Annotated in this window: 23 protein-coding genes; 15 read left to right on the top strand and 8 right to left on the bottom strand. The window is 64.6% G+C overall.

The genetic code is table 11. The features are described 5' to 3' along the window. Positions 1-31: 31 nt before the first annotated feature. Entirely contained in the window at positions 32-1513 is a 1482-nt protein-coding gene (locus tag HTA01S_RS12700; RefSeq protein ID WP_068171927.1) for a S41 family peptidase, read from the bottom strand. Positions 1514-1658: 145 nt separating this feature from the next. Beyond that, positions 1659-2402: a 2,3-diphosphoglycerate-dependent phosphoglycerate mutase gene (gene gpmA / locus HTA01S_RS12705; protein ID WP_068171929.1), complete on the bottom strand. Its 744-nt coding sequence runs from the start codon at positions 2400-2402 to the stop codon at positions 1659-1661. 114 nt (positions 2403-2516) lie between these two features. Between gpmA and HTA01S_RS12710 the strand changes: the two genes are divergently transcribed. From HTA01S_RS12710 to HTA01S_RS12725, 4 genes are all read left to right on the top strand, one after another. Further along, entirely contained in the window at positions 2517-2927 is a 411-nt protein-coding gene (locus HTA01S_RS12710; protein ID WP_068171931.1) for a rhodanese-like domain-containing protein, read from the top strand. 47 nt (positions 2928-2974) lie between these two features. Next, entirely contained in the window at positions 2975-3232 is a 258-nt protein-coding gene (gene grxC, locus HTA01S_RS12715) for a glutaredoxin 3 (protein WP_068171932.1), read from the top strand. 149 nt (positions 3233-3381) lie between these two features. Further along, positions 3382-3840, top strand: coding sequence for a protein-export chaperone SecB (gene secB / locus HTA01S_RS12720; protein WP_068171935.1), 459 nt, complete (start codon positions 3382-3384; stop codon positions 3838-3840). 27 nt (positions 3841-3867) lie between these two features. Next, on the top strand, positions 3868-4890 hold the full coding sequence (locus HTA01S_RS12725; RefSeq protein ID WP_068171938.1) for an NAD(P)H-dependent glycerol-3-phosphate dehydrogenase: 1023 nt from the start codon (positions 3868-3870) through the stop codon (positions 4888-4890). 112 nt (positions 4891-5002) lie between these two features. Here the strand turns inward: HTA01S_RS12725 and panC are convergent, their stop codons facing one another. Both panC and panB read right to left on the bottom strand, forming a co-directional pair. After that, on the bottom strand, positions 5003-5869 hold the full coding sequence (gene panC, locus HTA01S_RS12730) for a pantoate--beta-alanine ligase (protein WP_068171939.1): 867 nt from the start codon (positions 5867-5869) through the stop codon (positions 5003-5005). Positions 5870-5976: 107 nt separating this feature from the next. Further along, the gene (panB, locus tag HTA01S_RS12735; protein ID WP_068171942.1) at positions 5977-6867 is read right to left on the bottom strand and encodes a 3-methyl-2-oxobutanoate hydroxymethyltransferase; all 891 of its coding nucleotides are present in this window, start codon (positions 6865-6867) and stop codon (positions 5977-5979) included. Positions 6868-6933: 66 nt separating this feature from the next. On the opposite strand from panB, the gene nadC reads away from it, so the two are divergent. Together nadC and nadA are read left to right on the top strand one after the other, a co-directional pair. Continuing rightward, positions 6934-7791 (top strand): carboxylating nicotinate-nucleotide diphosphorylase, encoded by an 858-nt coding sequence (nadC, locus tag HTA01S_RS12740; RefSeq protein ID WP_068171945.1) that lies wholly within the window; start codon positions 6934-6936, stop codon positions 7789-7791. 166 nt (positions 7792-7957) lie between these two features. Next, positions 7958-9061, top strand: coding sequence for a quinolinate synthase NadA (nadA, locus tag HTA01S_RS12745; protein ID WP_068171947.1), 1104 nt, complete (start codon positions 7958-7960; stop codon positions 9059-9061). Positions 9062-9119: 58 nt separating this feature from the next. Here nadA and rpoZ read toward each other — a convergent pair whose 3' ends face one another. The 3 genes from rpoZ to HTA01S_RS12760 are packed head-to-tail and all read right to left on the bottom strand — an operon-like array spanning position 9120 to position 10909. Next, entirely contained in the window at positions 9120-9323 is a 204-nt protein-coding gene (gene rpoZ, locus HTA01S_RS12750; RefSeq protein WP_068171949.1) for a DNA-directed RNA polymerase subunit omega, read from the bottom strand. Positions 9324-9350: 27 nt separating this feature from the next. Then, on the bottom strand, positions 9351-9971 hold the full coding sequence (gene gmk, locus HTA01S_RS12755) for a guanylate kinase (protein WP_068171951.1): 621 nt from the start codon (positions 9969-9971) through the stop codon (positions 9351-9353). Positions 9972-9973: 2 nt separating this feature from the next. Next, positions 9974-10909 (bottom strand): YicC/YloC family endoribonuclease, encoded by a 936-nt coding sequence (locus tag HTA01S_RS12760; RefSeq protein ID WP_068171954.1) that lies wholly within the window; start codon positions 10907-10909, stop codon positions 9974-9976. Positions 10910-10970: 61 nt separating this feature from the next. Between HTA01S_RS12760 and HTA01S_RS12765 the strand changes: the two genes are divergently transcribed. The 5 genes from HTA01S_RS12765 to hemW all read left to right on the top strand — a co-directional run bounded on the left by HTA01S_RS12765 (position 10971) and on the right by hemW (position 15715). Continuing rightward, positions 10971-11978, top strand: coding sequence for a serine/threonine protein kinase (locus HTA01S_RS12765; RefSeq protein WP_068171956.1), 1008 nt, complete (start codon positions 10971-10973; stop codon positions 11976-11978). Next, positions 11975-12874: a PP2C family protein-serine/threonine phosphatase gene (locus HTA01S_RS12770; protein WP_068171958.1), complete on the top strand. Its 900-nt coding sequence runs from the start codon at positions 11975-11977 to the stop codon at positions 12872-12874. The genes HTA01S_RS12765 and HTA01S_RS12770 overlap by 4 nt, the downstream gene beginning before the upstream one ends. A gap of 146 nt (positions 12875-13020) precedes the next feature. After that, positions 13021-13752: a ribonuclease PH gene (rph, locus tag HTA01S_RS12775; RefSeq protein WP_068171961.1), complete on the top strand. Its 732-nt coding sequence runs from the start codon at positions 13021-13023 to the stop codon at positions 13750-13752. Positions 13753-13761: 9 nt separating this feature from the next. Further along, positions 13762-14379, top strand: a complete 618-nt coding sequence (gene rdgB, locus HTA01S_RS12780) for an RdgB/HAM1 family non-canonical purine NTP pyrophosphatase (RefSeq protein WP_068171964.1) — start codon at positions 13762-13764, stop codon at positions 14377-14379. A gap of 154 nt (positions 14380-14533) precedes the next feature. Further along, complete coding sequence (hemW, locus tag HTA01S_RS12785; RefSeq protein ID WP_084236085.1) at positions 14534-15715, top strand: radical SAM family heme chaperone HemW; 1182 nt, start codon at positions 14534-14536, stop codon at positions 15713-15715. A 15-nt stretch (positions 15716-15730) separates the two neighbouring features. On the opposite strand, the gene rtcR is transcribed toward hemW, so the two are convergent. Further along, positions 15731-17344: an RNA repair transcriptional activator RtcR gene (gene rtcR / locus HTA01S_RS12790; RefSeq protein WP_068171969.1), complete on the bottom strand. Its 1614-nt coding sequence runs from the start codon at positions 17342-17344 to the stop codon at positions 15731-15733. Between the two features lie 199 nt (positions 17345-17543). Between rtcR and HTA01S_RS12795 the strand changes: the two genes are divergently transcribed. The 4 genes from HTA01S_RS12795 (at position 17544) to HTA01S_RS12810 (ending at position 22053) form a co-directional block, all read left to right on the top strand. Next, positions 17544-19241, top strand: a complete 1698-nt coding sequence (locus tag HTA01S_RS12795) for a vWA domain-containing protein (RefSeq protein WP_157572087.1) — start codon at positions 17544-17546, stop codon at positions 19239-19241. Positions 19242-19674: 433 nt separating this feature from the next. Continuing rightward, positions 19675-20898 (top strand): RtcB family protein, encoded by a 1224-nt coding sequence (locus HTA01S_RS12800; protein ID WP_068171973.1) that lies wholly within the window; start codon positions 19675-19677, stop codon positions 20896-20898. 191 nt (positions 20899-21089) lie between these two features. Beyond that, positions 21090-21539: a hypothetical protein gene (locus HTA01S_RS12805; RefSeq protein WP_068171976.1), complete on the top strand. Its 450-nt coding sequence runs from the start codon at positions 21090-21092 to the stop codon at positions 21537-21539. Between the two features lie 19 nt (positions 21540-21558). Then, the gene (locus HTA01S_RS12810; RefSeq protein WP_068171979.1) at positions 21559-22053 is read left to right on the top strand and encodes a DUF4275 family protein; all 495 of its coding nucleotides are present in this window, start codon (positions 21559-21561) and stop codon (positions 22051-22053) included. Positions 22054-22112: the final 59 nt, after the last annotated feature.

The following is a 22112-nucleotide window of genomic DNA, read 5'->3' on the forward strand; positions in this document are numbered from 1 at the left end:
TCGATGGCGGCGGCGCGGGGCCGCCGCAAACTCAGTTTTCTTTCTTCTCTTCGGTGCGCACGGTCAGGGTCTTGCTGACCACCACCGGGCGGCCCCTGAGCTGGTTCATGGCCTGCTGCAACTGGAAGTCCTTGTCGCTGCCGAACTCGGGCACGAGGCGCTGGCCGGGGTTCTTCTTGGACTCCTCTTCCAGCCGCTTGCGGGCCTGTTCACGTGCTTCTTCGCGCTGCTGTTCCTCGGCGCGGCGTGCGTCGGTCATGGGTTGGACTTCCGTACTCGGGTCCTTGCCATTGCCCAGGTGCTTCTGCAGATCGGCCTCACGGGTGCGCAAGGCGGCGAACAGGTTGCCTTCCAGCGTTTCGTCCACCATCACGTCGGGCACGATGCCCTTGGCCTGGATGGAATTGCCAGAGGGGGTGTAGTAGCGCGCCGTGGTGAGCTTGAGGCCCGTGTCGGGGCCAAGCGGACGCACGGTCTGCACCGAGCCCTTGCCGAAGGTCTGGCTACCCAGGAGGGTGGCGCGCTTGTGATCCTGCAGGGCACCGGCCACGATCTCGCTGGCCGAAGCCGAACCTTCGTTGACCAGCACCACCAGCGGAACCGTGCGCAGTGCGCCGCGGGTGGCCTCGGTCAGGTGCTTGATGGGGTCGGCGCCGCCACGGCGCAGGTAGTGCTGCGGCACGGCCTTGTAGACGAACTTGCTGTCTTCGAGCTGGCCATTGGTGGACACCACGGTCGCGCCCTCGGGCAGGAAGGCAGCCGACAGCGCCACCGCCGCGTCGAGCAGACCGCCCGGATCGTTGCGCAGGTCGAGCACCAGGCCCTTGAGCTTGGGGTCGGCCTTGTAGATTTCTTCGACCTTGCGTGCGAAGTCCTCGATAGTACGTTCCTGGAACTGCGACACGCGAACCCAGGCGTAGCCGGGCTCGATCATCTTGGTCTTGACGCTCTGGGTCTTGATTTCCTCGCGGGTGATCGTGACCGGGAAGCTGCGGTTTTCATCCTTGCGGAAGATGGTCAGCAGCACCTTGGTGCGCGGCTCGCCACGCATGAGCTTGACCGCGTCGTTGATCGACAGGCCCTTGACCATGGTGTCATCGATCTTGGTGATCAGGTCGCCGGTCTTGAGGCCGGCGCGGAAGGCGGGTGAGTCTTCAATGGGGGAGACCACCTTGACCAGGCCGTCTTCCATGGTGATTTCGATGCCCACGCCGACAAAGCGCCCGCTGGTGCCTTCGCGGAAATCCTTGAACGACTTCTTGTCGAAATACTGGGAATGCGGGTCCAGGCTGGCCACCATGCCCGAGATGGCTTCGGAAATCAGCTTTTTCTCGTCCACCGGCTCGACATAGTCGCTCTTGACCATGCCGAACACGGCCGCAAGCTGCTGCAACTCTTCCAGAGGCAGGGGCGCGAGGGTTCCGCGCGCCACCGCCTGCAACTGCACCGTGGTCAAGGCTCCGGCCACCGCGCCAATGGCCACCCAGCCCACGATTTTCAGCTTGTGACTCATTTGTTTACCCATCGAAACACCCCAAAAAAAAGCCAGCGAGACACGATTTGGCCCGCTGGCGAACCAATATACACCTTGGAGCACGGCCGGGGATTTCGGTTCCATATCCCTGGGTGCCGTGGTTTCCCGCGGTCTGGTGGGAGGGTCAGCCTTTGCCCTGGGCGGCCACGGCCGCCGCCGCTTTGGCCGCTGCCTCGGCGTCGCCCAGGTAGTAGCTCTTGAGCGGCTTGAGTTCGGCGTCGAGTTCGTAGACGAGCGGGATGCCGTTGGGGATGTTCAGGCCCACGATGTCGGCATCGCTGATGCCGTCGAGGTATTTCACCAGGGCGCGGATGCTGTTGCCGTGCGCGGCGACCACCACCCGTTTGCCCGAACGGATGGCCGGGGCCATGGCCTCGTTCCAGAACGGCATGACGCGGGCCACGGTGTCTTTGAGGCACTCGGTCAGAGGCACTTCCTCGGGTTTGAGCTTCTCGTAGCGGCGGTCGCTGCGTTCGCAGCGCGGGTCGTTTGCATCCAGGGCCGGAGGTGGGGTGTCGTAGCTGCGGCGCCAGATCAGCACCTGTTCGTCACCGTATTGTTTCGCCATGTCGGCTTTGTTCAGACCTTGCAGGGCGCCGTAGTGGCGCTCATTGAGGCGCCAGCTGTGGGCCACCGGCAGCCAGGTGCGGTCCATCTCGTCAAGCACATGCCACAGCGTGCGTGTGGCACGCTTGAGCACGCTGGTGTAGGCCAGGTCAAAGTCATAGCCTTCGGCCCGCAACAGCCGGCCCGCGTTTTTCGCCTGTTCCAGCCCGAGCGGCGTCAGGTCAACGTCGGTCCAGCCGGTGAAGCGGTTTTCGAGATTCCAGGTGGATTCGCCGTGACGAATCAGGACAAGTTTGTACATGGGCGGTGAAGAACGGTGAATGGCGCAAAGCCGGGTGGCACACCCCACAGCGGGGCGGTCTGCGGAGTTCAGCCGGACATTCTAAAATCCCAGGCTTAACTGAAAGGTGTTCCTGTGAGTTTTTTTATTGAAAACTGGATTCTGATTGCGGTGGCGTTCGCTGCCGGTGCCATGCTGGTATGGCCTGCGGTCACGGGAGGCGGGCGGGCGGGGGCGCTGAGTGCGACCCAGGTGGTCCAGCTGATGAACCGGGAAAAGGCGGCGGTGGTGGACGTCTGTGGCGCTGATGAATTCGCCGCCGGCCATGTGGTGGGAGCGAAAAACGTGCCGCTGCCCGAACTGGAGGCCAAGTTGCCGGGCCTGGTCAAGAACAAGGCCACACCGGTGGTGCTGGTCTGTGCCTCGGGCATGCGTTCAAACCGGGCCGTGGCGATTGCCAAGAAGCTGGGTTACGAAAACGCCCATTCGCTCGCGGGCGGCATGGGCGCCTGGCGCTCGGCCAACCTGCCGATCGAGAAGGCCTGATCGTTCTCCGGACACTTCTCTCTTCAACCCCATTGACAGGAACTCGCATGGCCACGGTCAAGATGTACACCAGCGCCTATTGTCCCTACTGCAGCCGGGCCAAGGCCCTGCTGGAAAAGCGCGGCGTGACCGATCTGGAAGAGGTGTTTGTGGATGGACAGCCCGAGTTGCGGGCTCACATGCGGCAGCTCACGGGCCGCACCAGCGTGCCGCAGATCTTCATCGGGCAGACGCATGTGGGGGGCTGCGATGACCTGCACGCGCTCGATAGCCAGGGGGGGCTGATGCCGCTGCTGCAGGCCTGAAGCGGCGAGCGTGAGCGGAACGTCCCTTGGGACGTTGATCGTGCGTCGTTGACCGACACGGCGGGCTGACATAATTGCCCCCGGTGCCCGCTGCGGGAACGCTTGTCCCCGGCGGGTTTCGTTTTTTCCAGATTACCCGAGATCGCAACATGGCCGACAACCAAGAACCCGTATTCCAGATCCAGCGCGTTTACCTCAAGGAAGCGTCGCTGGAGCAACCCAATTCGCCGGCCATCCTGCTGGAGCAGGATCAACCGTCGGTGGACATCCAGCTCGGTGTGGAAGCCAACCCGGTGGCCGACGGTGTCTACGAGGTCTGCGTCACGGCCACCGTGCAGACCAAGATCAAGGACAAGACGGTGTTCCTGGTCGAAGCCAAGCAGGCCGGCATCTTCGAGATCCGCAACCTGCCACAGGACCAGATGGGCCCGATCATGGGCATCGCCTGCCCGCAGATCGTGTACCCCTACCTGCGCAGCAATGTGGCCGACCTGATCCAGCGCGCCGGTTTCCCGCCCGTGCACCTGGCCGAAATCAACTTCCAGGCCATGTACGAGCAGCAACAGGCCCAGGCCGCGGAAGACGCGCCGCGCATCGTCACGCAATAAGTCGGTTTTCCTACCGGCGCGGGTGTCATGAACATCGTGGTCTTGGGCGCTGGCGCCTGGGGGACGGCGCTGGCGATCAACGCGGCAGGCCAGTCGCAGAGTCCGCACCGGGTCACCCTGTGGGCGCGCGACGAGCAGCAGGTGGCCCGCATGCGGGCCGAACGGGAAAACCGGCGCTACCTGCCGGGCATCGCGCTGCCGCCGGGTCTGGAACTGGCCAGCGGCGAGATGGACCTGCAGCAGCCCTGGCTGGCCGATGCCGGGCTGGTGGTCGTGGGCACGCCCATGGCCGCCTTGCGCGGCATGCTCGAGCGCCTGGTCGGTTGCACCGCGCCCGTGGCCTGGCTCTGCAAGGGGTTTGAAGCGCCGCGGGATGGTGAGACCTCCACGGGCCTGCTGGGTCATGAAATCCGTGCCCGTGTGGCGCCAGACCTGAGCGCCGGGGTGCTCAGCGGCCCCAGTTTCGCGCTGGAAGTGGCGCGTGGCCAGCCCACGGCGCTGGTGGCGGCCAGCGAACACGCGGGCGTGCGCGATGCGCTGGTGAGCGCTTTCCACGGCCCCACGCTGCGCGTTTATGCGAACGACGACATCGTGGGGGTGGAGGTGGGTGGCGCGGTGAAGAACGTGCTGGCCATCGCCACCGGGTTGTGCGATGGGCTCGACCTCGGTCTCAATGCGCGGGCAGCGCTCATCACGCGGGGTCTGGCGGAAATGACACGTCTGGGGCTCGCGCTCGGGGCCCGGGCCGAGACCTTCATGGGCCTCTCGGGTCTGGGTGACCTGGTGCTCACCGCCACCGGGGACCTGTCGCGCAATCGCAAGGTCGGCCAGTTGCTGGCACGTGGCCTGAGCCTGCAGCAGGCGGTGGACTCGCTCGGCCATGTGGCCGAAGGCGTTTACAGCGCCCGCACCGTGGTGCAGCGCGCGCAGAAACTCGGTGTGGACATGCCGATCAGTGAGGCTGTGGTGGCTTTGCTCGATGGAAGGCTGCAACCCAACCATGTGGTCGCAACCTTGATGGGTCGCAACCCCAAGCTTGAGGCCATGTAAGGAACGGATCCGGAGTGAGGGTTTGCATAACCCAGGATGCGGCGGGACCGGCTTCGCCGGGCCGCACGCATCGCCCCTTGGGGGGTGACGGGCAAAGCCCGGCGCGGGGGGGTCAAACCTCGAAGTTGTCGATCAACCGCGTGGTGCCCAGCCGCGCCGCGCCCAGAACCACCAGGCTTTGCGCGGTGGTGGCGTCTGCCGGTGTGGGCGGCTGCAGGTCGACCCGGCGGCGCACGGTGAGGTAGTCCGGCTTCCAGCCGCGCGCGGCCAGCGCCTGCAGGGCTCGCGCCTCCAGTCCGGGCAGGTGCTGGGGCAGGGCGTCGGCCGCAGCCAGTGCATCGCGCGCGAGCGCGCGCAGTGCCAGCGAGAGTTGCACGGCCTCCGCGCGTTCGGATTCACTCAGGTAGCCGTTGCGTGAACTCAGCGCCAGGCCGTCGGGGGCGCGCTGGGTTTCACCGCCCACGATGGAGATGGGCAGCGCGAACTGCTGAACCATGCGCCGGATCACCATCTGCTGCTGGTAGTCCTTCTTGCCAAAAAGTGCGTAGCGTGGGCCTTTGGCCTCGGAAAACACGCACTGGAACAGCTTCATCACCACCGTGCAGACGCCGACGAAGAACCCCGGCCGGAAGTGCCCTTCCAGAATGTCGGCGAGCTCGGCAGGGGGCTGCACCTTGAAGCCCTGCGGCTCGGGGTACAGCTCTTTCTCGGATGGCGCAAACACCAAGTCGCAGCCAGCCTGCTCCAGCCGTGCGCAGTCGGCCTGCAGCGTGCGTGGGTAGGTGTCGAAATCTTCGTGCGGCGCGAACTGGAGCCGGTTGACGAAGATGCTGGACACCGTCACGTCGCCCAGGGGTTTCGCCGTGCGCACCAGGTCCAGATGACCCTCGTGCAGATTGCCCATGGTGGGCACGAACGCGGGCGAGTTGTACGGGCGCAAGGCGGCGCGCAGGTCTTCGATGGTGTGAACGAGCTTCATAAGAATGCGGGGAGTCTTGTCGAGGGGCGCCGCGGAACCGGCTCTGCCGGGCCGCCAACGCCGCCCCCTTGGGGGTAGCGCCGCAGGCGCTGCGGGGAGGGTCTTGTTCACCAGGCGTGCAGTGCGTCGTCGGGGAAGCTGCCGTCTTTCACCGCCGCCACATAGGCGGCCATGGCTTCGCGCACGCTGGCCTGGCCTTCCATGAAATTGCGCACGAATTTGGGGTTCTTGCCCAGGTTGATGCCCAGCATGTCGTGCATCACCAGCACCTGGCCCGCCGTACCTTTGCCGGCCCCGATGCCGATGGTGTGGCAGGTCTTGAGCTGGTGGGTGATTTCGAGCGATAGGGCTGCGGGCACCATCTCCAGTACCAGCATGGCCGCGCCCGCGTCCTGCAGTTCCAGCGCGTGGCGTTTGAGCTGCAGCCCGGCGGCGTCGCCGCGCCCTTGCACGCGGTAGCCGCCGAGCGCGTGCACGGTTTGCGGCGTGAGGCCCAGATGCGCACAGACGGGGATGCCGCGCTCGACCAGAAAACGCACGGTCTCAGCGGTCCAGCCACCGCCTTCGAGCTTGACCATGTGGGCGCCGGCGTGCATCAACACGGCGGCGCTGCGCAGGGCTTGTTCTTTGCTCTCGTGGTAGCTGCCAAACGGCAGATCTCCCAGCACCCAGGCCGTGGCCTGCACGCGCTGCAGGCCACGCACCACGCTTTCGGTGTGGTAGCGCATGGTTTCCAGCGTGACGCCCGCCGTGCTGGACAGCCCCTGGCAGACCATGCCCAGCGAATCGCCCACCAGGATGCATTCCACGCCCGCGGCATCGGCCACGGCGGCGAAAGTGGCGTCGTAGGCGGTGAGCATGGTGATCTTCTCGCCGCGCTCACGCATTTCCTGCAGGCGCGGCAGGCTCACCGGTTTGCGCTGGGGCATGGGCGAGGCCGAAGGCAGGGTGCCGTAGGGTGTGCCGCTGGTCGGGGCGGCGGATTTCGCTGAACTCATGAGGGTCCCCTTTGCGTGGGCTTTGGATGGGAGGCACTATATGCGATCCCGTTATGCTTGCGACCCATGAAACACCTCTCTGAATTCACGGCCTCCGATCTGGCCGAACTGGCCCGCGCTGACGTGGTTCGCGCGCTGGCCGAAGACGTGGGCTCGGGCGACCTCACCGCGGCTCTGGTGGACTGCGCGCATGGCGCACGCGCACGCATCCTCGCGCGCGAGTCGGCCGTGATCTGTGGCGCACCCTGGGTGGAAGCGGCCGTGCTGGCCTGCGACCCCAAGGCCCGTCTGACCTGGCATGTGGCCGAGGGTCAGCGCTGCGTGGCCGACCAGGTGGTGCTGGAGATCGAGGGCCGTGCCCAGGCCTTGCTGACCGCCGAGCGCACCGCGCTCAACTTCCTGCAGTTGCTCTCGGCCGTGGCCACGAAGACGGCGGTGTTCGTCGATGCCGTCCAGGGTACGCGCGCGGCCATTGTGGACACGCGAAAGACCATCCCGGGACTGCGCCTGGCGCAAAAGTACGCGGTCAGGACCGGCGGCGGCGTGAACCACCGCATCGGTCTCTACGACGCGGTACTGATCAAGGAAAACCACATTGCCGCCGCAGGTGGCGTGGCGGCCGTGTTGAAGCGTGTGCAGGAAATGGCACCCCAGGCGCGTTTTGTCGAGATCGAGGTCGAGACCCTGGCGCAGCTGGACGAAGCACTGGCCTGCGGCGCCAAGATGGTCTTGCTCGACAACATGGACATCCCCACCCTGCAGGAAGCCGTGCGGCGCAACGCGGGCCGGGCCATCCTGGAAATCTCGGGTGGCGTGAGTCTGCAGACGGTGCGGGCCCTTGCAGAAACCGGAGTGGACCGCATCTCCATCGGGGCATTGACCAAAGACGTCAAAGCCATTGACTTCTCCATGCGGATGACTTAACCCACCCCTGCCGCGCTGTGCGCGACCCCCTCAAGGGGGCGGCACTGGCGGACCGGCAAAGCCGGCTCCGCGGTGCCCTGAGAGATGACATCCCGCACCGGAGAGGAGTCGAGTGATTTAATCAATTCATGTGCCGCGGATGGCGGCACATCCAGGAGTCCTGTTCATGAGCAACCCAGCCATCATCGACGTCGAATACGAACAGCCGGCCTGCCCGACGAAACACGCCTGGGCGCGAGTGCCGGTGGAACCCGGTCCGAAGCAGCGCGCCGAGCTCAAGGACAAGATCCGCCGCCTGCTCCAGGAGCGCAACGCGGTGATGGTGTCGCACTACTACGTGCACCCCGACCTGCAGGACCTGGCCGTCGAGACCGGCGGCATCGTGAGCGACTCGCTGGAAATGGCGCGCTTTGGTCGCGACCATGCGGCTCAGACACTGGTGGTCTCGGGTGTGCGCTTCATGGGCGAGACGGCCAAGATCCTGAGCCCGGAAAAGACCGTGCTCATGCCCGATCTGGACGCAAACTGCTCGCTCGACCTGGGCTGCCCGATCGACGAATTCAGCGCCTTCTGCGACGCCCACCCGGACCGCACCGTGGTGGTCTACGCCAACACCAGTGCGGCGGTGAAGGCGCGATCCGACTGGCTTGTGACCTCCAGTTGCGCGCTGGATATCGTCAAAGCGCTCAAGGACAAGGGGCACAAGATCCTGTGGGCACCCGACAAGCACCTGGGTGGCTACATCCAGCGCGAAACCGGTGCCGACATGCTGATGTGGAACGGCTCGTGCATCGTGCATGACGAGTTCAAGGCCTTTGAGCTTGAAGCGCTGAAAAAGGAACACCCGAAGGCCAAGGTGCTGGTGCACCCGGAAAGCCCGGCCGACGTGGTGGCGCTGGCCGACGCCGTGGGTTCCACCTCGGCCATCCTGAAGGCCGCGCGCGAGCTGGACGCGAACGAGTTCATTGTCGCCACCGACAACGGCATGATGCACATGCTGCGCCAGCAGAACCCCGGCAAGGTGTTCATCGAAGCGCCCACCGCCGGCAACAGCGCCACCTGCAAGAGCTGCGCGCACTGCCCCTGGATGGCCATGAACGGCCTGGCCGGCGTGGCGCAGGTGCTGGAAAAGGGCCTGAACCAGATCCACGTGGACCCGGCGCTGATTCCGCGCGCCCGGCTGCCCATCGATCGCATGCTGGCGTTCACTGCCGCGCACCGGGCTGGTCAGGATGCCGGGGCGTTGGTGCCGAACATCGGCGCAGCTTGAGGTGGGTTCAGGCGAAAAAAAACCCGCAGCATGCGGGTTTTTTCGGGCGCCTGACGGATCAGAGCGGGACCTTTTTGAGCATTTCCAGACCGATCTTGCCGTCGGCGATTTCGCGCAGCGCGGTCACGCCGGGCTTGTTCTTGCTCTCGATCTTGGGCGCGTGGCCCTGGCTGAGCATGCGCGCACGGTAGGTGGCGGCCAGCACGAGTTGAAAGCGGTTGGGGATCTTTTCCAGACAATCTTCGACGGTGATGCGTGCCATGTGCGGGCCTCGGTAGTGTGCGGTGAATCAGTGGATGTTGAGCGCCTGAAAGGTATCGCTGCGGGCGATACGCTGGGCGGCGAACTTGAGCCGCTGGGCATGGACGATGGCCTTGAGGTCAAACAGGGCCCGCTCGAACAACTCGTTGATTATAACGAAGTCGAATTCTTTGGCGTGCGTCATCTCGTGGGCGGCGTTCTGCAGCCGGACTTCGATGACCTCGGCGCTGTCTTCGGCGCGCCGCTCCAGCCGCGAGCGCAATTCTTCCCAGCTGGGCGGCAGGATGAAGATCAGCACAGCGTTCGGGAAGATGCGTTTGACCTGGATGGCGCCCTGGAAATCGATCTCCAGCACCACGTCCGCCCCCTGGGCCATGCGTTGTTCGATGGCTTGTTTGGATGTGCCATAGCGGTTGCCGTGCACCATGGCCCATTCCAGGAACGCGCCCTGAATGACCATCTGGTCGAAGGTTTCCTTGGCCACGAAGTAGTACTCGCGACCGTGCAGTTCCTGGCCTCTGGGCGGACGGGTGGTGTGCGAGATGGAGGGCACGACACGCGAGTCCAGCTCCATCAGCGCCTTCACGAGGCTGGACTTGCCGGCCCCGCTGGGGGCCGCGACGACAAACAGGTTTCCTGGGTATTCCATGCTTACTCGATGTTCTGCACTTGCTCGCGCATCTGTTCAATGAGCACCTTCATGTCGACCGAGATGCGCGTGAGCTCCAGGCTCGATGACTTGGAGCCCATGGTATTGGCTTCGCGGTGCAGTTCCTGGATCAGGAAGTCCAGCCGTTTGCCGATGCCGTTGCCCTTGGCCAGCAGGCGCTCGATTTCGCTCAGGTGCGAGTCCAGCCGCGTCAGTTCCTCGGCCACGTCGATGCGGATCGCGAAGGCGGTGGCCTCGGTCAGGGCGCGGTCGCGCGCCATGTCGTTGGTGACGGCATTGCCCAGCGTTCCCGACGCGGCGCCGGCACCCAGCGCCTCGTTCCAGCGGTCGATGAAGCGCTGGCGCTGCTGGGCGACCAGTTGGGGAATCAGGGGCTGGGCGTCCTGGGCGAGCTGGCGCAGCTGTGTCAGGCGGTCCAGTAGCATGCTGGCCAGGCGCTCGCCTTCACGCTCACGCGCCGCCACCAGACCGGCCAGGCCCTCGTGTCCCAGGGCGATCAGGGCTTCGTGAAGTTCCCCCGGAACGGCGGTCTGGCGCGATGTAAGCTGCAGGACGTCGGCCACGGTCAGGGGGGTCGCCGTGGGCAACCAGGCCCGCACGTTGTCTTGCAGGCTCACGAGTTTCTGCAGTTCCTGGACCGAGGGTGCACGTGGGCCGGTGTCGGTCTTGCCTTCGATCCAGGCCCGCACCTCGACCTTGCCACGCTTGAGCCTGGAGCCCAGCAATTCGCGCAGCGCGGGTTCGGTGCCTCGCAACTCGTCCGGGAGCTTGAAAGTGAGGTCGAGAAAGCGGCTGTTGACCGAGCGGATTTCGAGGCCCAGGCCGGGCGTGCTCTCGCGGGCAGGTTCGCCGGCGTTTGCGCCTGCAGGCCCGCCAGTCTGGGCCGTGGCGTAGCCGGTCATGCTGTAAACTGCCATTGAACTGTGTCCCATCAGGTTGAGTGGTCCAAAACGAGGCGTTCCGGAACCCATCCGAATTATGTCAAAGGTCAAACCAGCCCCGCTGCCGCCGGACACCGTGATCGGTGGCTACCGTATTGTTCGCAAGCTGGCGGCCGGTGGATTTGGTGTGGTGTACCTCGCGGTGGACACCGAAGGCCAGCAAGTGGCCGTCAAGGAATACCTGCCGTCGTCACTCGCCACGCGTGGCCCGGGCGAGTTGCTGCCCCAGGTGCAGCCCGAGAAGCTGTCGCTGTACCGGCTGGGCCTCAAGAGTTTTTTTGAAGAAGGTCGGGCATTGGCCCAGATCTCGCACGCCTCGGTGGTCAGCGTGCTCAATTTCTTCCGCGAGAACGAGACCGTCTACATGGTCATGAACTACCTGGAGGGCTCGTCCCTGCAGGAGTTCATCATCACCGCGCGGGACCTCAAGAAACAGAAGGTGTTTCGCGAGTCCACCATCCGTTCGCTGTACGACGAGGTGCTGCGTGGCCTGCGCATCGTGCACCAGCACAAGATGCTGCACCTCGACATCAAGCCGGCCAACATCTTCGTGACCGACGACAACCGCGCGGTGTTGATCGACTTTGGCGCGGCGCGCGAGGTGCTGAGCAAGGAAGGCAATTTCATCCGGCCCATGTACACGCCCGGTTTTGCCGCGCCCGAGATGTACCGGCGTGACTCCAGCATGGGGCCGTGGACCGACATCTATGCCATCGGCGCCTGCATCTACGCCAGCATGCAGGGCTATCCGCCCAACGACGCACCCCAGCGGCTCGAAAAAGACCGTCTGTCGCTGGCGCTGTCCCGTCTGCGCGGTGTGTATTCCGACAACCTGATCGAGGTGGTCGAATGGTGCATGTCGCTCGATCCGCTCTCGCGTCCGCAGTCGGTGTTTGCACTGCAGAAAGAACTCAGCCGCGAGACCGAGCGCAGCTACACCAAGCTGACCGTGGCCGAAAAAATGCGGCTGCAGTTCGACAACATCGTGTCCGACTCCAAGAAATCGCCGCGCAAGTCGACCGACGCCGGGACCAAGTTCCGATGAAGTTTTCGGTTTACCAGATCAGCCGGCAGGGTGGTCGTGAGCGCAACGAAGACCGCATGGGCTACGCCTACACGCGCGAGTCCGGCTTGCTGGTGCTGGCCGATGGCATGGGTGGGCATCCGGAAGGGGCCATGGCCGCCCAATTGGCGCTGCAGACCTTTTCGGCCTACTTCCAGAAGACGGCCAACCCGACGGTGCGCGAAGTGCCGGAGTTCCTCTCCAGCGCGCTGATGGCGGCGCACCACCAGATCATTCGCTACGCAGCGGAAAAGGGCATGCTCGACACGCCGCGCACCACCCTGGTGGCCGCGGTGCTGGAACGCAACCAGATGAACTGGATCCACTGCGGTGACTCGCGCCTGTACATCGTGCGCGACGGCGAGCTACTCACCCGCACGCGCGACCACTCGTACATGGAGCAGCAGGCTCATCTGGGCAAGGCCACCGAGCACATCAACCGCAACATTCTTTTCACCTGCCTGGGCTCTCCGGCCAAACCGGTGTACGACCTGTCGGGCGCGCTGCAGCTGCAGCAGGGGGACCGGGTGCTGCTGTGTTCCGATGGCCTCTGGGGCACGGTCAAAGACTCCGAGATCGTGTCCGAGCTCTCGAAGAACTCGCTGGAACAGGCGGTCCCCGAGCTGGTGGAACTGGCGCTCAAGCGTGGCGGGCCGCGTTGTGACAACGTGACTGTGCTGGCCATGGAGTGGGAGACGCCCGACGAATTCCAGACCACGCGCGTGTCCACCGAAGACATTGAGGACGGCGTGTTCGCCTCCACCATCCAGTCGGGCGTGGCCGATCCGACCATCGAAGACATGGATGACGAGGAGATCGAGAAATCGATCGCCGAAATCAACGAGGCGATCCGGCGCACGGCTGAAAGAAATTCTTGACCCCCCGCGCCGCCTGCGGCGTCACCCCCCAGGGGGCAACGCGAGAGGCCCGGCGAAGCCGGTTCCTCCGCGTTCCGGGTTGGATCCCTTGGCGCTCCGGCTGCCCCCTCCCCGACAATACAGACCACCGATTTTCTGAGGTTCCCATGACAGATTTCATTCGACCCGGCCAGCGGGCCGCCGACGCCCTGCGCCCGGTGCGCATAACCCGGGGTTTCACCATCCACGCCGAAGGTTCGGTGTTGATCGAGTTTGGTGACACCAAGGTGCTGTGCACCGCCTCGGTGGAAGAAAAAGTGCCGCCGCACAAACGCGGCAGTGGCGAAGGCTGGGTCACGGCCGAATACGGTATGTTGCCGCGCGCCACCCACACCCGCAGCGATCGCGAGGCCGCGAAGGGCAAGCAGAGCGGGCGCACGCAGGAAATCCAGCGCCTGATCGGCCGCTCGCTGCGTTCGGTGTTTGATCTCAAGGCGCTGGGCGAACGCACCATTTCGCTGGACTGCGATGTGTTGCAGGCCGACGGCGGCACCCGCACCGCAAGCATCACCGGTGCCTTCGTGGCCGCGCACGACGCGGTGACCCAGTTGCTGGCCGAAGGCAAGATCGCCGCTTCGCCGATCAAGGACCACGTGGCCGCCATCTCGGTCGGCATCCTGCAGGGCACGCCGTTGCTGGACCTGGAGTACGTGGAAGACTCGGCCTGCGACACCGACATGAACGTGGTGATGACCGGCGCCGGTCACTTCGTGGAAGTGCAGGGCACGGCCGAGGGTGCGGCCTTCAGCCGCCAGGAAATGGACGCCTTGCTGGCACTGGCCGAGAAGGGTGTGGCCGAACTGGTGATGCTGCAGAAGCAGAGCCTTGGCCTGGTCTGAGAGCCCTCGATGAAACTCGTCCTCGCGTCCAACAATCAAGGCAAGCTCGCCGAGCTGCAGGCCTTGTTTGCGCCGCTGGGCGTGGAGCTGGTGCGCCAGTCCGAGCTGGGCATTCCGGAGGCGCCCGAGCCGCACCGCACCTTCATCGAGAACGCCCTGGCCAAGGCGCGCCATGCCGCGCGGGTCAGCGGCCTGCCCGCGCTGGCCGATGATGCGGGTCTGTGCGTGGAAGCCTTCGGTGGTTTGCCGGGCGTGGACACCGCCTACTACGCCACGCAATTCGGCTACGAGAAGGGCGACGCCAACAATGTGCGCGCCTTGCTGGAGCAGATGGCCGACGTGCACGACCGCCGCGCGGCCCTGGTCAGCACCCTGGTGGCGGTGCGCAGCGCCGACGACCCCGAACCGCTGGTGGCCAGCGGCCGGGCGCCGGGGCTGATCACTCGCGAGCCCATCGGTGACAACGGTTTTGGTTTCGATCCGGTGATGTATCTGCCGCAGTTCGGTTGCACCTTCGCCCAGCTGAGCAACGAAAAGAAGAACGCCAACAGCCACCGCGGCAAGGCCGCGCAGCAGATGCTGGAACTGATGCGTGAACGCTGGTTCGCGCCCCGGGCAGAGACATGAGCGCCGCCCGGCCGCTCCGAAGGCGCTCAGCCCCGCAGTGCGCAGCGCGGAGGGTCGTCCAGTGAGCACACCCAGAGAGGTTCGGGTGGCGCTGCCCGGCGCAGCCGACGGCACCGCGCCGGAAGGCCCACACTGGAGCGACATCCGCCACTGGATGCGCCCGGGCACGTTGCAGCTGCAGGGCCTGCCGCCGCTTTCGCTCTACATCCACCTGCCCTGGTGTCTGAAGAAGTGCCCGTACTGCGACTTCAACTCGCACGAATGGAGCGCCACCAGCGAACCCGGAAAGGCCCTGCCCGAACAGGCCTACCTGGACGCGTTGCGCGCCGATCTGGAAGCCGCCTTGCCGCTGATCTGGGGTCGTGCGGTGCACAGCGTGTTCATTGGTGGCGGCACGCCCAGCCTGTTTTCACCCGAGGCCATTGACCGCCTGCTGGGCGATGTGCGCGCCTTGCTGCGGCTGGACGCCGACGCCGAAATCACGCTCGAAGCCAACCCGGGCACCTTCGAGAAAGACCGCTTCCGCGCGTTCCGCGAAGCCGGTGTGACCCGCCTGTCGATCGGGGTGCAGAGCTTCAACGACGCGCACCTGAAAGCGCTGGGCCGGGTGCACGACCGCGCCCAGGCCATCGCCGCGGTGGAAGAGGCGGCGCTGGCCTTCGACACCTTCAACCTCGACATCATGTACGCGCTGCCGGGCCAGACACTGGCCGACTGCGAGGCCGACATCCGCACCGCGCTGTCGTTCCAGCCGCCGCACATCTCCATCTACCACCTCACGCTCGAACCCAACACCTACTTCGCCAAGTTCCCGCCGACGCTGCCGCCCGACGATGACGCCTATGCCATGCTCGACCGCATCACCGAGCTCACCGCGGCGCAGGGGCTGGAGCGCTACGAGGTGTCGGCCTACGCGCGAGCGGGCCACCGCTGCTGGCACAACCTGAACTACTGGCAGTTTGGCGACTACCTGGGCATTGGCGCGGGAGCGCACAGCAAACTCAGCTTCGCCCACCGCGTGGTGCGCCAGGTGCGTGCCCGCGAACCACGGCTGTACATGGACAAGGCGCGCGCGGGAGACGCGGTGGTGAGCGTGGACGAAGTGGCGCGCCGCGACCTGCCGTTTGAATACATGCTCAACGCGCTGCGCCTGCGCCACGGGTTCGAGCTGGCGCAGTTCGCGGAACGCACCGGCCTGCCCCTGTCGTCCATCCAGGCCGGGCTCGACCGCGCGCAGCAGCAGGGCCTGGTGGTGCTGGAGCATGGTTGCGTGCGGCCCACCGTGCGGGGTTTTGATTTTCTCAGCGATCTGCAAGGGCTTTTCCTGCCCGACTGACACACGCGCCAGCGGTCACCCCGTGTGGCGGGCCACGGCGTCCCAGCTCAGACCGAACTTGAGCAGGTACTTGCGCAGCCGGTCCGCGTCGTTGATCACGGTGCGCTGCGTGCGCGTGTGGCCAAACAGCTTTCGACCCGCGTCCGACAAGGTCTGTGACGCGCGGCAGACGCGGACGACCGATTCCAGCTGCATGCGATCGAAGAGGTCCAGGCGGCTGGCCGCCTCCGCCGGCAACAGCGCATCGACATCCACGCCAGCGCTGGAAGGGCTTGCCGTGCCGGCTCTCTGCCAGAGCCATTGCAGGCGCTGAATCTCGGCATCGACCAGGCTGGCCGAAATCCGCCCGCCGTCGGCCAGCGTGGCCAGGCGCGTCACGCTGGCCGAGAGGTCGCGGAAGTTGCCGCTCCAGAGCGCGTCGCCGGACCGGGCGAACTGCAGATACCGCGCCCGCGCTTCGGCGTTGAACCGCACGGCCCGGCCGGTCTCGGCCGCCGCGCGCGTGAGCAGGTGCTCGACATTGGGCTCGATGTCCTCCGGGCGCAGCGCCAGGCCGGGCAGGGTGTACGACCAGAGATTGACACGCGCGAACAGGTCTTCCCGGAAGCGCCCCTGCGCCACGTCAATCCGCAAATCCCGGTTCGTGCCCGCGATCAGCTGAAAGTCGCTGCTGACTTCACGATCGCTGCCCATCGGCAGGAACCGCTTCTCTTCCACCGCCTTGAGCAGCATGGCCTGCTCATCCTGGCCCAACTCGCCGATTTCATCGAGAAACAGCACACCCTGGTGCGCCGTGCGCAGCAGGCCCGCACGGTCCGTCGCGGCGCCGGTGAAGGCGCCCTTTTTGTGCCCGAACAGCGTGGACGCCGCGCTGTCGCCGCGCAGGGTGGCGCAGTTCACCTCCACGAAATCCCCCTGCACCTGGTGGCGCGACTTCTTCAGCTCGTACATGCGGCGCGCCAGGTGCGACTTGCCCGCGCCCGTCGGTCCGGTCAGCAAGATGGGCGCTTTGGACCGCAGCGCCACACGCTCGATCTCTTCGATCAGTGCATTGAAGTGGGCGTTGCGCGTGGCGATGCCGCTCTTGAGGAAATCGAGGGCGTCGCGCTGCGCCTGGTCAAAACGCTGCGCCAGGCCGTCGTAGCGGGACAGGTCGAGGTCGATCAGCGCATAGCTGCCGGGGTTTTCGCGGTTCTGCCGCTTGGGCGGCGAGGTCTGCAGCAGCACGCCGGGGATCAGCCGCGTTTCGGTCAGCAGGAACATGCAGATCTGCGCCACGTGGGTGCCGGTGGTGATGTGCGTCCAGTAGCGCTCCTTCTCGGGCTGGAAGGGGTACTGCTTCACCCAGTCGTACAGCACGCCATAGACCTCGCCAAAGTCCCAGGGGTCGGCCATGTCCAGCGCCACCAACCGCACCTCGGTGTCGGGCGACATGGTTGCGATGTCCTGCTGGATCACCAGCGCCAGTGCCTCGTGCGGCCGGGTGTAGAGCAGCTCCAGCCGGTCCACCACCGTGTCTTCATGCTGCACCAGCGACACCGTGGGGCGCCACTTCTCCCAACGCCCCGCACCGCGCCCGCTGTCGAGCTGGGTGCCGAGGAATCCGATGACGACGGTTCTTTTGGACATAGTTTTATGAATAGATAACTGGCAAATATTCTAGTTCTGAGCGTGACCAATTCTGAGTCGATGGCATCCATCAACGTGGTTCAAGGAATATTTTTCAATTAAATCAACAATCTTTTAGAGATTTGGCCGGTGGCACCCAGACCTGGCACACCCGTTGCAATGAAGAAGCCACACAAGTTGAATGCACACGGAGAACAACATGGTCAACACCCAACTCTTTCAAACGCTCAAGGGCCAGCTGCTGCCCCAGGCCACGGCCCTGAACCAGGCGGGCGCACCCGCCTACGCCCTGAGCCCCCAGCACCAGCTGGCGCAGATCGCAGCCACCGGCTGCCTGAGCCAGACCTTCTACGCCGACGCCCAGTCGCAGCTCGACGCAGTGCAGGCGCTGGCCGCGCAGGTGGAGCCCGCCTTTGTGGCGCAAACCGCCGTGTACGCCCGCCAGGCTGCCTTCATGAAAGACATGCCTGTGCTGCTGGCCTCGCTGCTGGCGGTGCGTGATGTGAATCTGCTGTCGCAGGTGTTTGGCCGCGCGGTGGACAACGGCAAGACGCTGCGCGGTTTCGTGCAGATGCTGCGCAGCGGCGCCCTGGGTCGCAAGTCCCTGGGCTCGCGGCCCAAGAAGCTGGTGCAGCAATGGTTGCTCAACGCGAGCGAAAAGCAGCTGCTGAACGCCGCCGTGGGCAACACGCCCTCGCTGGCCGACGTGGTGAAGATGGTGCACCCCAAGCCCACCGAGGCATGGCGCGCGGCCTGGTTCGCCTGGTTGATCAGCAAGCCGTTCGACGAAGCCGCGCTGCCGCCCGCCACGCAAGCCTTCGAGCGCTTCAAGCGCGCGCTGGCCCAAGGTGAAGTGACCGTGGTGCCGGACGTGCCGTTCCAGATGCTGACCGCGCTGGCGCTGCAGCCCGCGCACTGGGCGCAGATCGCCCGCGCCGGTTCGTGGCAGATGGTGCGGCAGAACCTGAACACCTTCGCGCGGCACGGTGTGTTCGAGCAGCCCGGTATGACCGAAGTGGTCGCGGCCAAGCTGCGCGACCCGGTGGCGGTGGCCAAGGCGCGGGTGTTCCCGTACCAACTCATGGCGGCCTTCAAGGCCAGTGGTGAGGGCGTGCCGGCAGCGGTGCGCGAGGCGCTGCAGGACGCGATGGAAGCCGCGCTGGTGAATGTGCCCGCGTTGGAAGGTCAGGTTGTGGTGTGTCCCGACGTGTCGGGCTCGATGGGCTCGGCCGTGACTGGTCACCGCGCGGGTGCCACCTCGTCGGTGCGTTGCATCGATGTCGCGGCCCTGGTGGCGGCAGCAGTGCTGCGAAAGAACCCGCAGGCCCGTGTGCTGCCGTTCGAACGCGATGTGGTGAAGCTGTCGCTGAACCCCCGCGACTCGGTGATGACCAACGCCCAGGCGCTGGCCGCCATCGGCGGCGGTGGTACCAACTGCAGCGCGCCGCTGGCCTTGCTGAACCAGGAGCGTGCGAAGGTGGATCTGGTGGTCCTCGTCTCGGACAACGAGTCGTGGGTCGATGCGCGGCGCGGTGGCGCGACGCAGACGCTGATCGAGTGGGGAAAGCTCAAGCAGCGCTGCCCGCAGGCGCGGCTGGTGTGCGTCGACATCCAGCCGGGCAGCACCACGCAGGCCGTGGAGCGCGCCGACATCCTGAATGTCGGTGGCTTCTCGGACGCGGTGTTCACGATGCTGGCGCAGTTTGCCAAGGGCAACGCCGGCGCAGACCACTGGGTGGGCGAGATTCAGAAGGTTTCGCTGGCTCAGCAGTACAGCGACGAATGTGTCGTCGCGTGGCGAATGCCGGTGGGACTACATCCAAACTGTCTCGTCTCACCACTTGTTTGTCGCCACGCGGGGGCTGTTGAAAGGAAGATTTTTTTGCGCGAATGCTGACAGGACTACATCTGGATGCCGGGGTTCGATTCCCCAGCCGGGAAACCGGTCATGGCTACGTCTTGTCGATCTGGTCGCGCTGTTTTTTTTGGATGTCTCGCGGCGAATGCCGGTGGAACTACAGGCTATTAACCTCGTGGTCGTGGGTTCGAATCCCGCCGGTCCGTCAAACGACCGTAGCTCAGTCTGGTAGAGCACGAAAAACCTTTCACCAACCCTTGTCGTCACGGGGCATCCTCCCACTTTTCGCAGTGAATGCCGATGGAACTACAGGTAGACGCACACGACTTGTCGTGAGCCCCTCGCTTTCGGGCGGGGGGTGCCCGGGTTCAAATCCCGGTCCAGCAATGGATGGCGGAGAAAAAAGCGTTTCGTCAAACCTCGTCACTGCACCCTGAATCCAAGAATCAAAAATCAAGAACAAGGAACCCACATGAACAACTACAACACCGAACAACCCGAAGGCGGCGTGCCCATCAAGATGTGGACCAAGGGCGTGCCCGTCGAAGACGAAGCGAAGAAGCAGCTGGCCAACACCGCGCGCCTGCCCATCGTGTTCAAACACATCGCGGCCATGCCCGACGTGCACCTGGGCATCGGCGCCACCGTGGGCTCGGTGGTCTCGACCTTCAAGGCCATCATCCCCGCCGCGGTGGGGGTGGACATCGGCTGCGGAATGATGGCCTGCAAGACCACGCTGCGCGCCGAAGACCTGCCCGACAACCTGGGGCCGCTGCGCGCCGCGATCGAGAAGGCCGTGCCGCACGGCATGACGCCGTTTCGTCAGCGTGGCCGCGACAAAGGCAGTTGGGAAAACCCGCCCAATCTGGTGGATCAGGCCTGGGCCACGCTGGTGGACGAGTTCGACGCGATCTGCGAGAAGTACCCGCGCCTGAAGAACACCAACAACCACAAGCACCTGGGAACGCTCGGAACCGGCAACCACTTCATCGAGGTCTGTCTCGACGAAGCGGGCGCCGTGTGGTTCATGCTGCACTCGGGTTCGCGTGGTGTGGGCAATGCCATCGGAACCACCTTCATCGAGTTGGCGAAGAAAGACGCGGAGCGCAACAACGTCCACCTGCCCGATCAGGACCTGGCGTATTTCGAGGAAGGCTCGGAGTACTTCGGCGACTACGTGCGTGGCGTGGGCTGGGCGCAGAAGTTCGCCCGCCTGAACCGCGAGGTGATGATGAAAAACCTGGTCGCCACCGTGCGCCAGGTCATCACCAAGCCCTTCGAGGCGCACGTGGAAGCGGTGAACTGTCACCACAACTACGTGCAGAAAGAAACGCACTTCGGTGAAGAGGTCTTCGTGACGCGCAAGGGCGCGGTGAGCGCGAAGAAGGGCGAGCTCGGGATCATCCCGGGGAGCATGGGGGCGCGCAGCTACATCGTGCGCGGCCTCGGAAATCCCGAGAGTTTCGAGAGCTGCAGCCACGGCGCGGGTCGCGTGATGAGCCGCACCAAGGCCAAGAAGATGTTCACGGTCGCGGACCAGATCAAGGCCACCGAGGGCGTGGAATGCCGCAAGGACGAAGCCGTGATCGACGAGATCCCGATGGCCTATAAGGACATCGACGCGGTGATGGAAGCGCAGAAGGATCTGGTGGAGGTGGTTTACACGCTCAAGCAGGTGTTGTGTGTGAAGGGGTAGTGAGTTTGCAACTCACAGGGAGCGTGAAAGTGAATCTACGTCCACACGAGGATCTCCAGCCAGTACCAGCATGGGAGGCGCAGCGTGTCGAAGGAGTGCGTGAGCGCATGAGAGTGGCAGGCTGCGTCTTCGATTTCACCGTCCGCGCTGTAGACAACTGTAATTCGGCACCATCAACAACATGCCACCGAATGGCTCTGGACGCGTTATTTCGTGAGGTCCAGGAACTGAACCCGGGATTCCGATTGCTGGTCGACGTGAAACAGGCTCAGCCGACACGGTGGAACTCCGATCAGGTGACGGACCCGAGGAAGTGCCTGCCCCGCATGTATGCATCTATGACCAAGGCTGTTTCCTTCGTCACCGATTTCGAATGGTTGTTCCAAGCGTTTGATGACCCACCATATCCCGCTCAATGTGAAACAGGGCTGTTCGCCGACTTTTGCGAGGTCGCTGGTCTTTGGCCCAGCCGCGACGTGGAGGTGTTCGACTGGGTCGGAAACCCCGATACCGAGCCGGGGCGCAGTACCTGGAGCAACTACTTTGACGCTGGGAAGGAGTGGTGGGGCATCTGGTGCCTTACCGTCTGGAACCCCCGGAAGAGAACTCTGTCCGCGCTTGCCGCAAGCAGCACAGACTGAAAAGAGGTGAATCGTGCAAATGAAGACGCGTGAGTTTGCTGAACAGCTTTCGCTCAAGCCAGAAAGCATTCTCCAAACGTATTCGAATGCTGAATCTCTGGAGTGGGCGGAGCGCTGGCGTGCCGTCTACGCCTCTGGCGAACGCGCTTCCGGCTTGGCGAGATACCTTTGGCACACCTTCAGCTCGGGCGCGTATCACAGCGTCTCCGGAGAGGACGCGGAACAGCAATATTTTGGACATCGGTACTCAGACGTCATCGTTTTGTCGAATGATCGAAAGACCGCATTTCGTGTTGCCTCGCTGCCTGTTTCAGACCGGGTGATTGACTTCTACGTCTTTCCACCCGATCTGGCTTGGACCATGGCTTTCACCCACGAAGACGGTTGGCTAGGACCCTACTTTGCAAAGCATCCCGACTACGAGGTGATGGTCGAAAAGGCCAAACAGCAGCGACAGGCGACCGATCGCAAGGCGAGGGAGCTGGAACGTGCAAAACAAAACGGCTGGATTTGAAACCGCCAAGAGAGAACGTATCGTGAAACAACAAGAATTCCTCCGCTCCGATCACCCCA

The organism is Hydrogenophaga taeniospiralis CCUG 15921 (genome assembly GCF_001592305.1).
GTDB lineage: Bacteria > Pseudomonadota > Gammaproteobacteria > Burkholderiales > Burkholderiaceae_C > Hydrogenophaga > Hydrogenophaga taeniospiralis.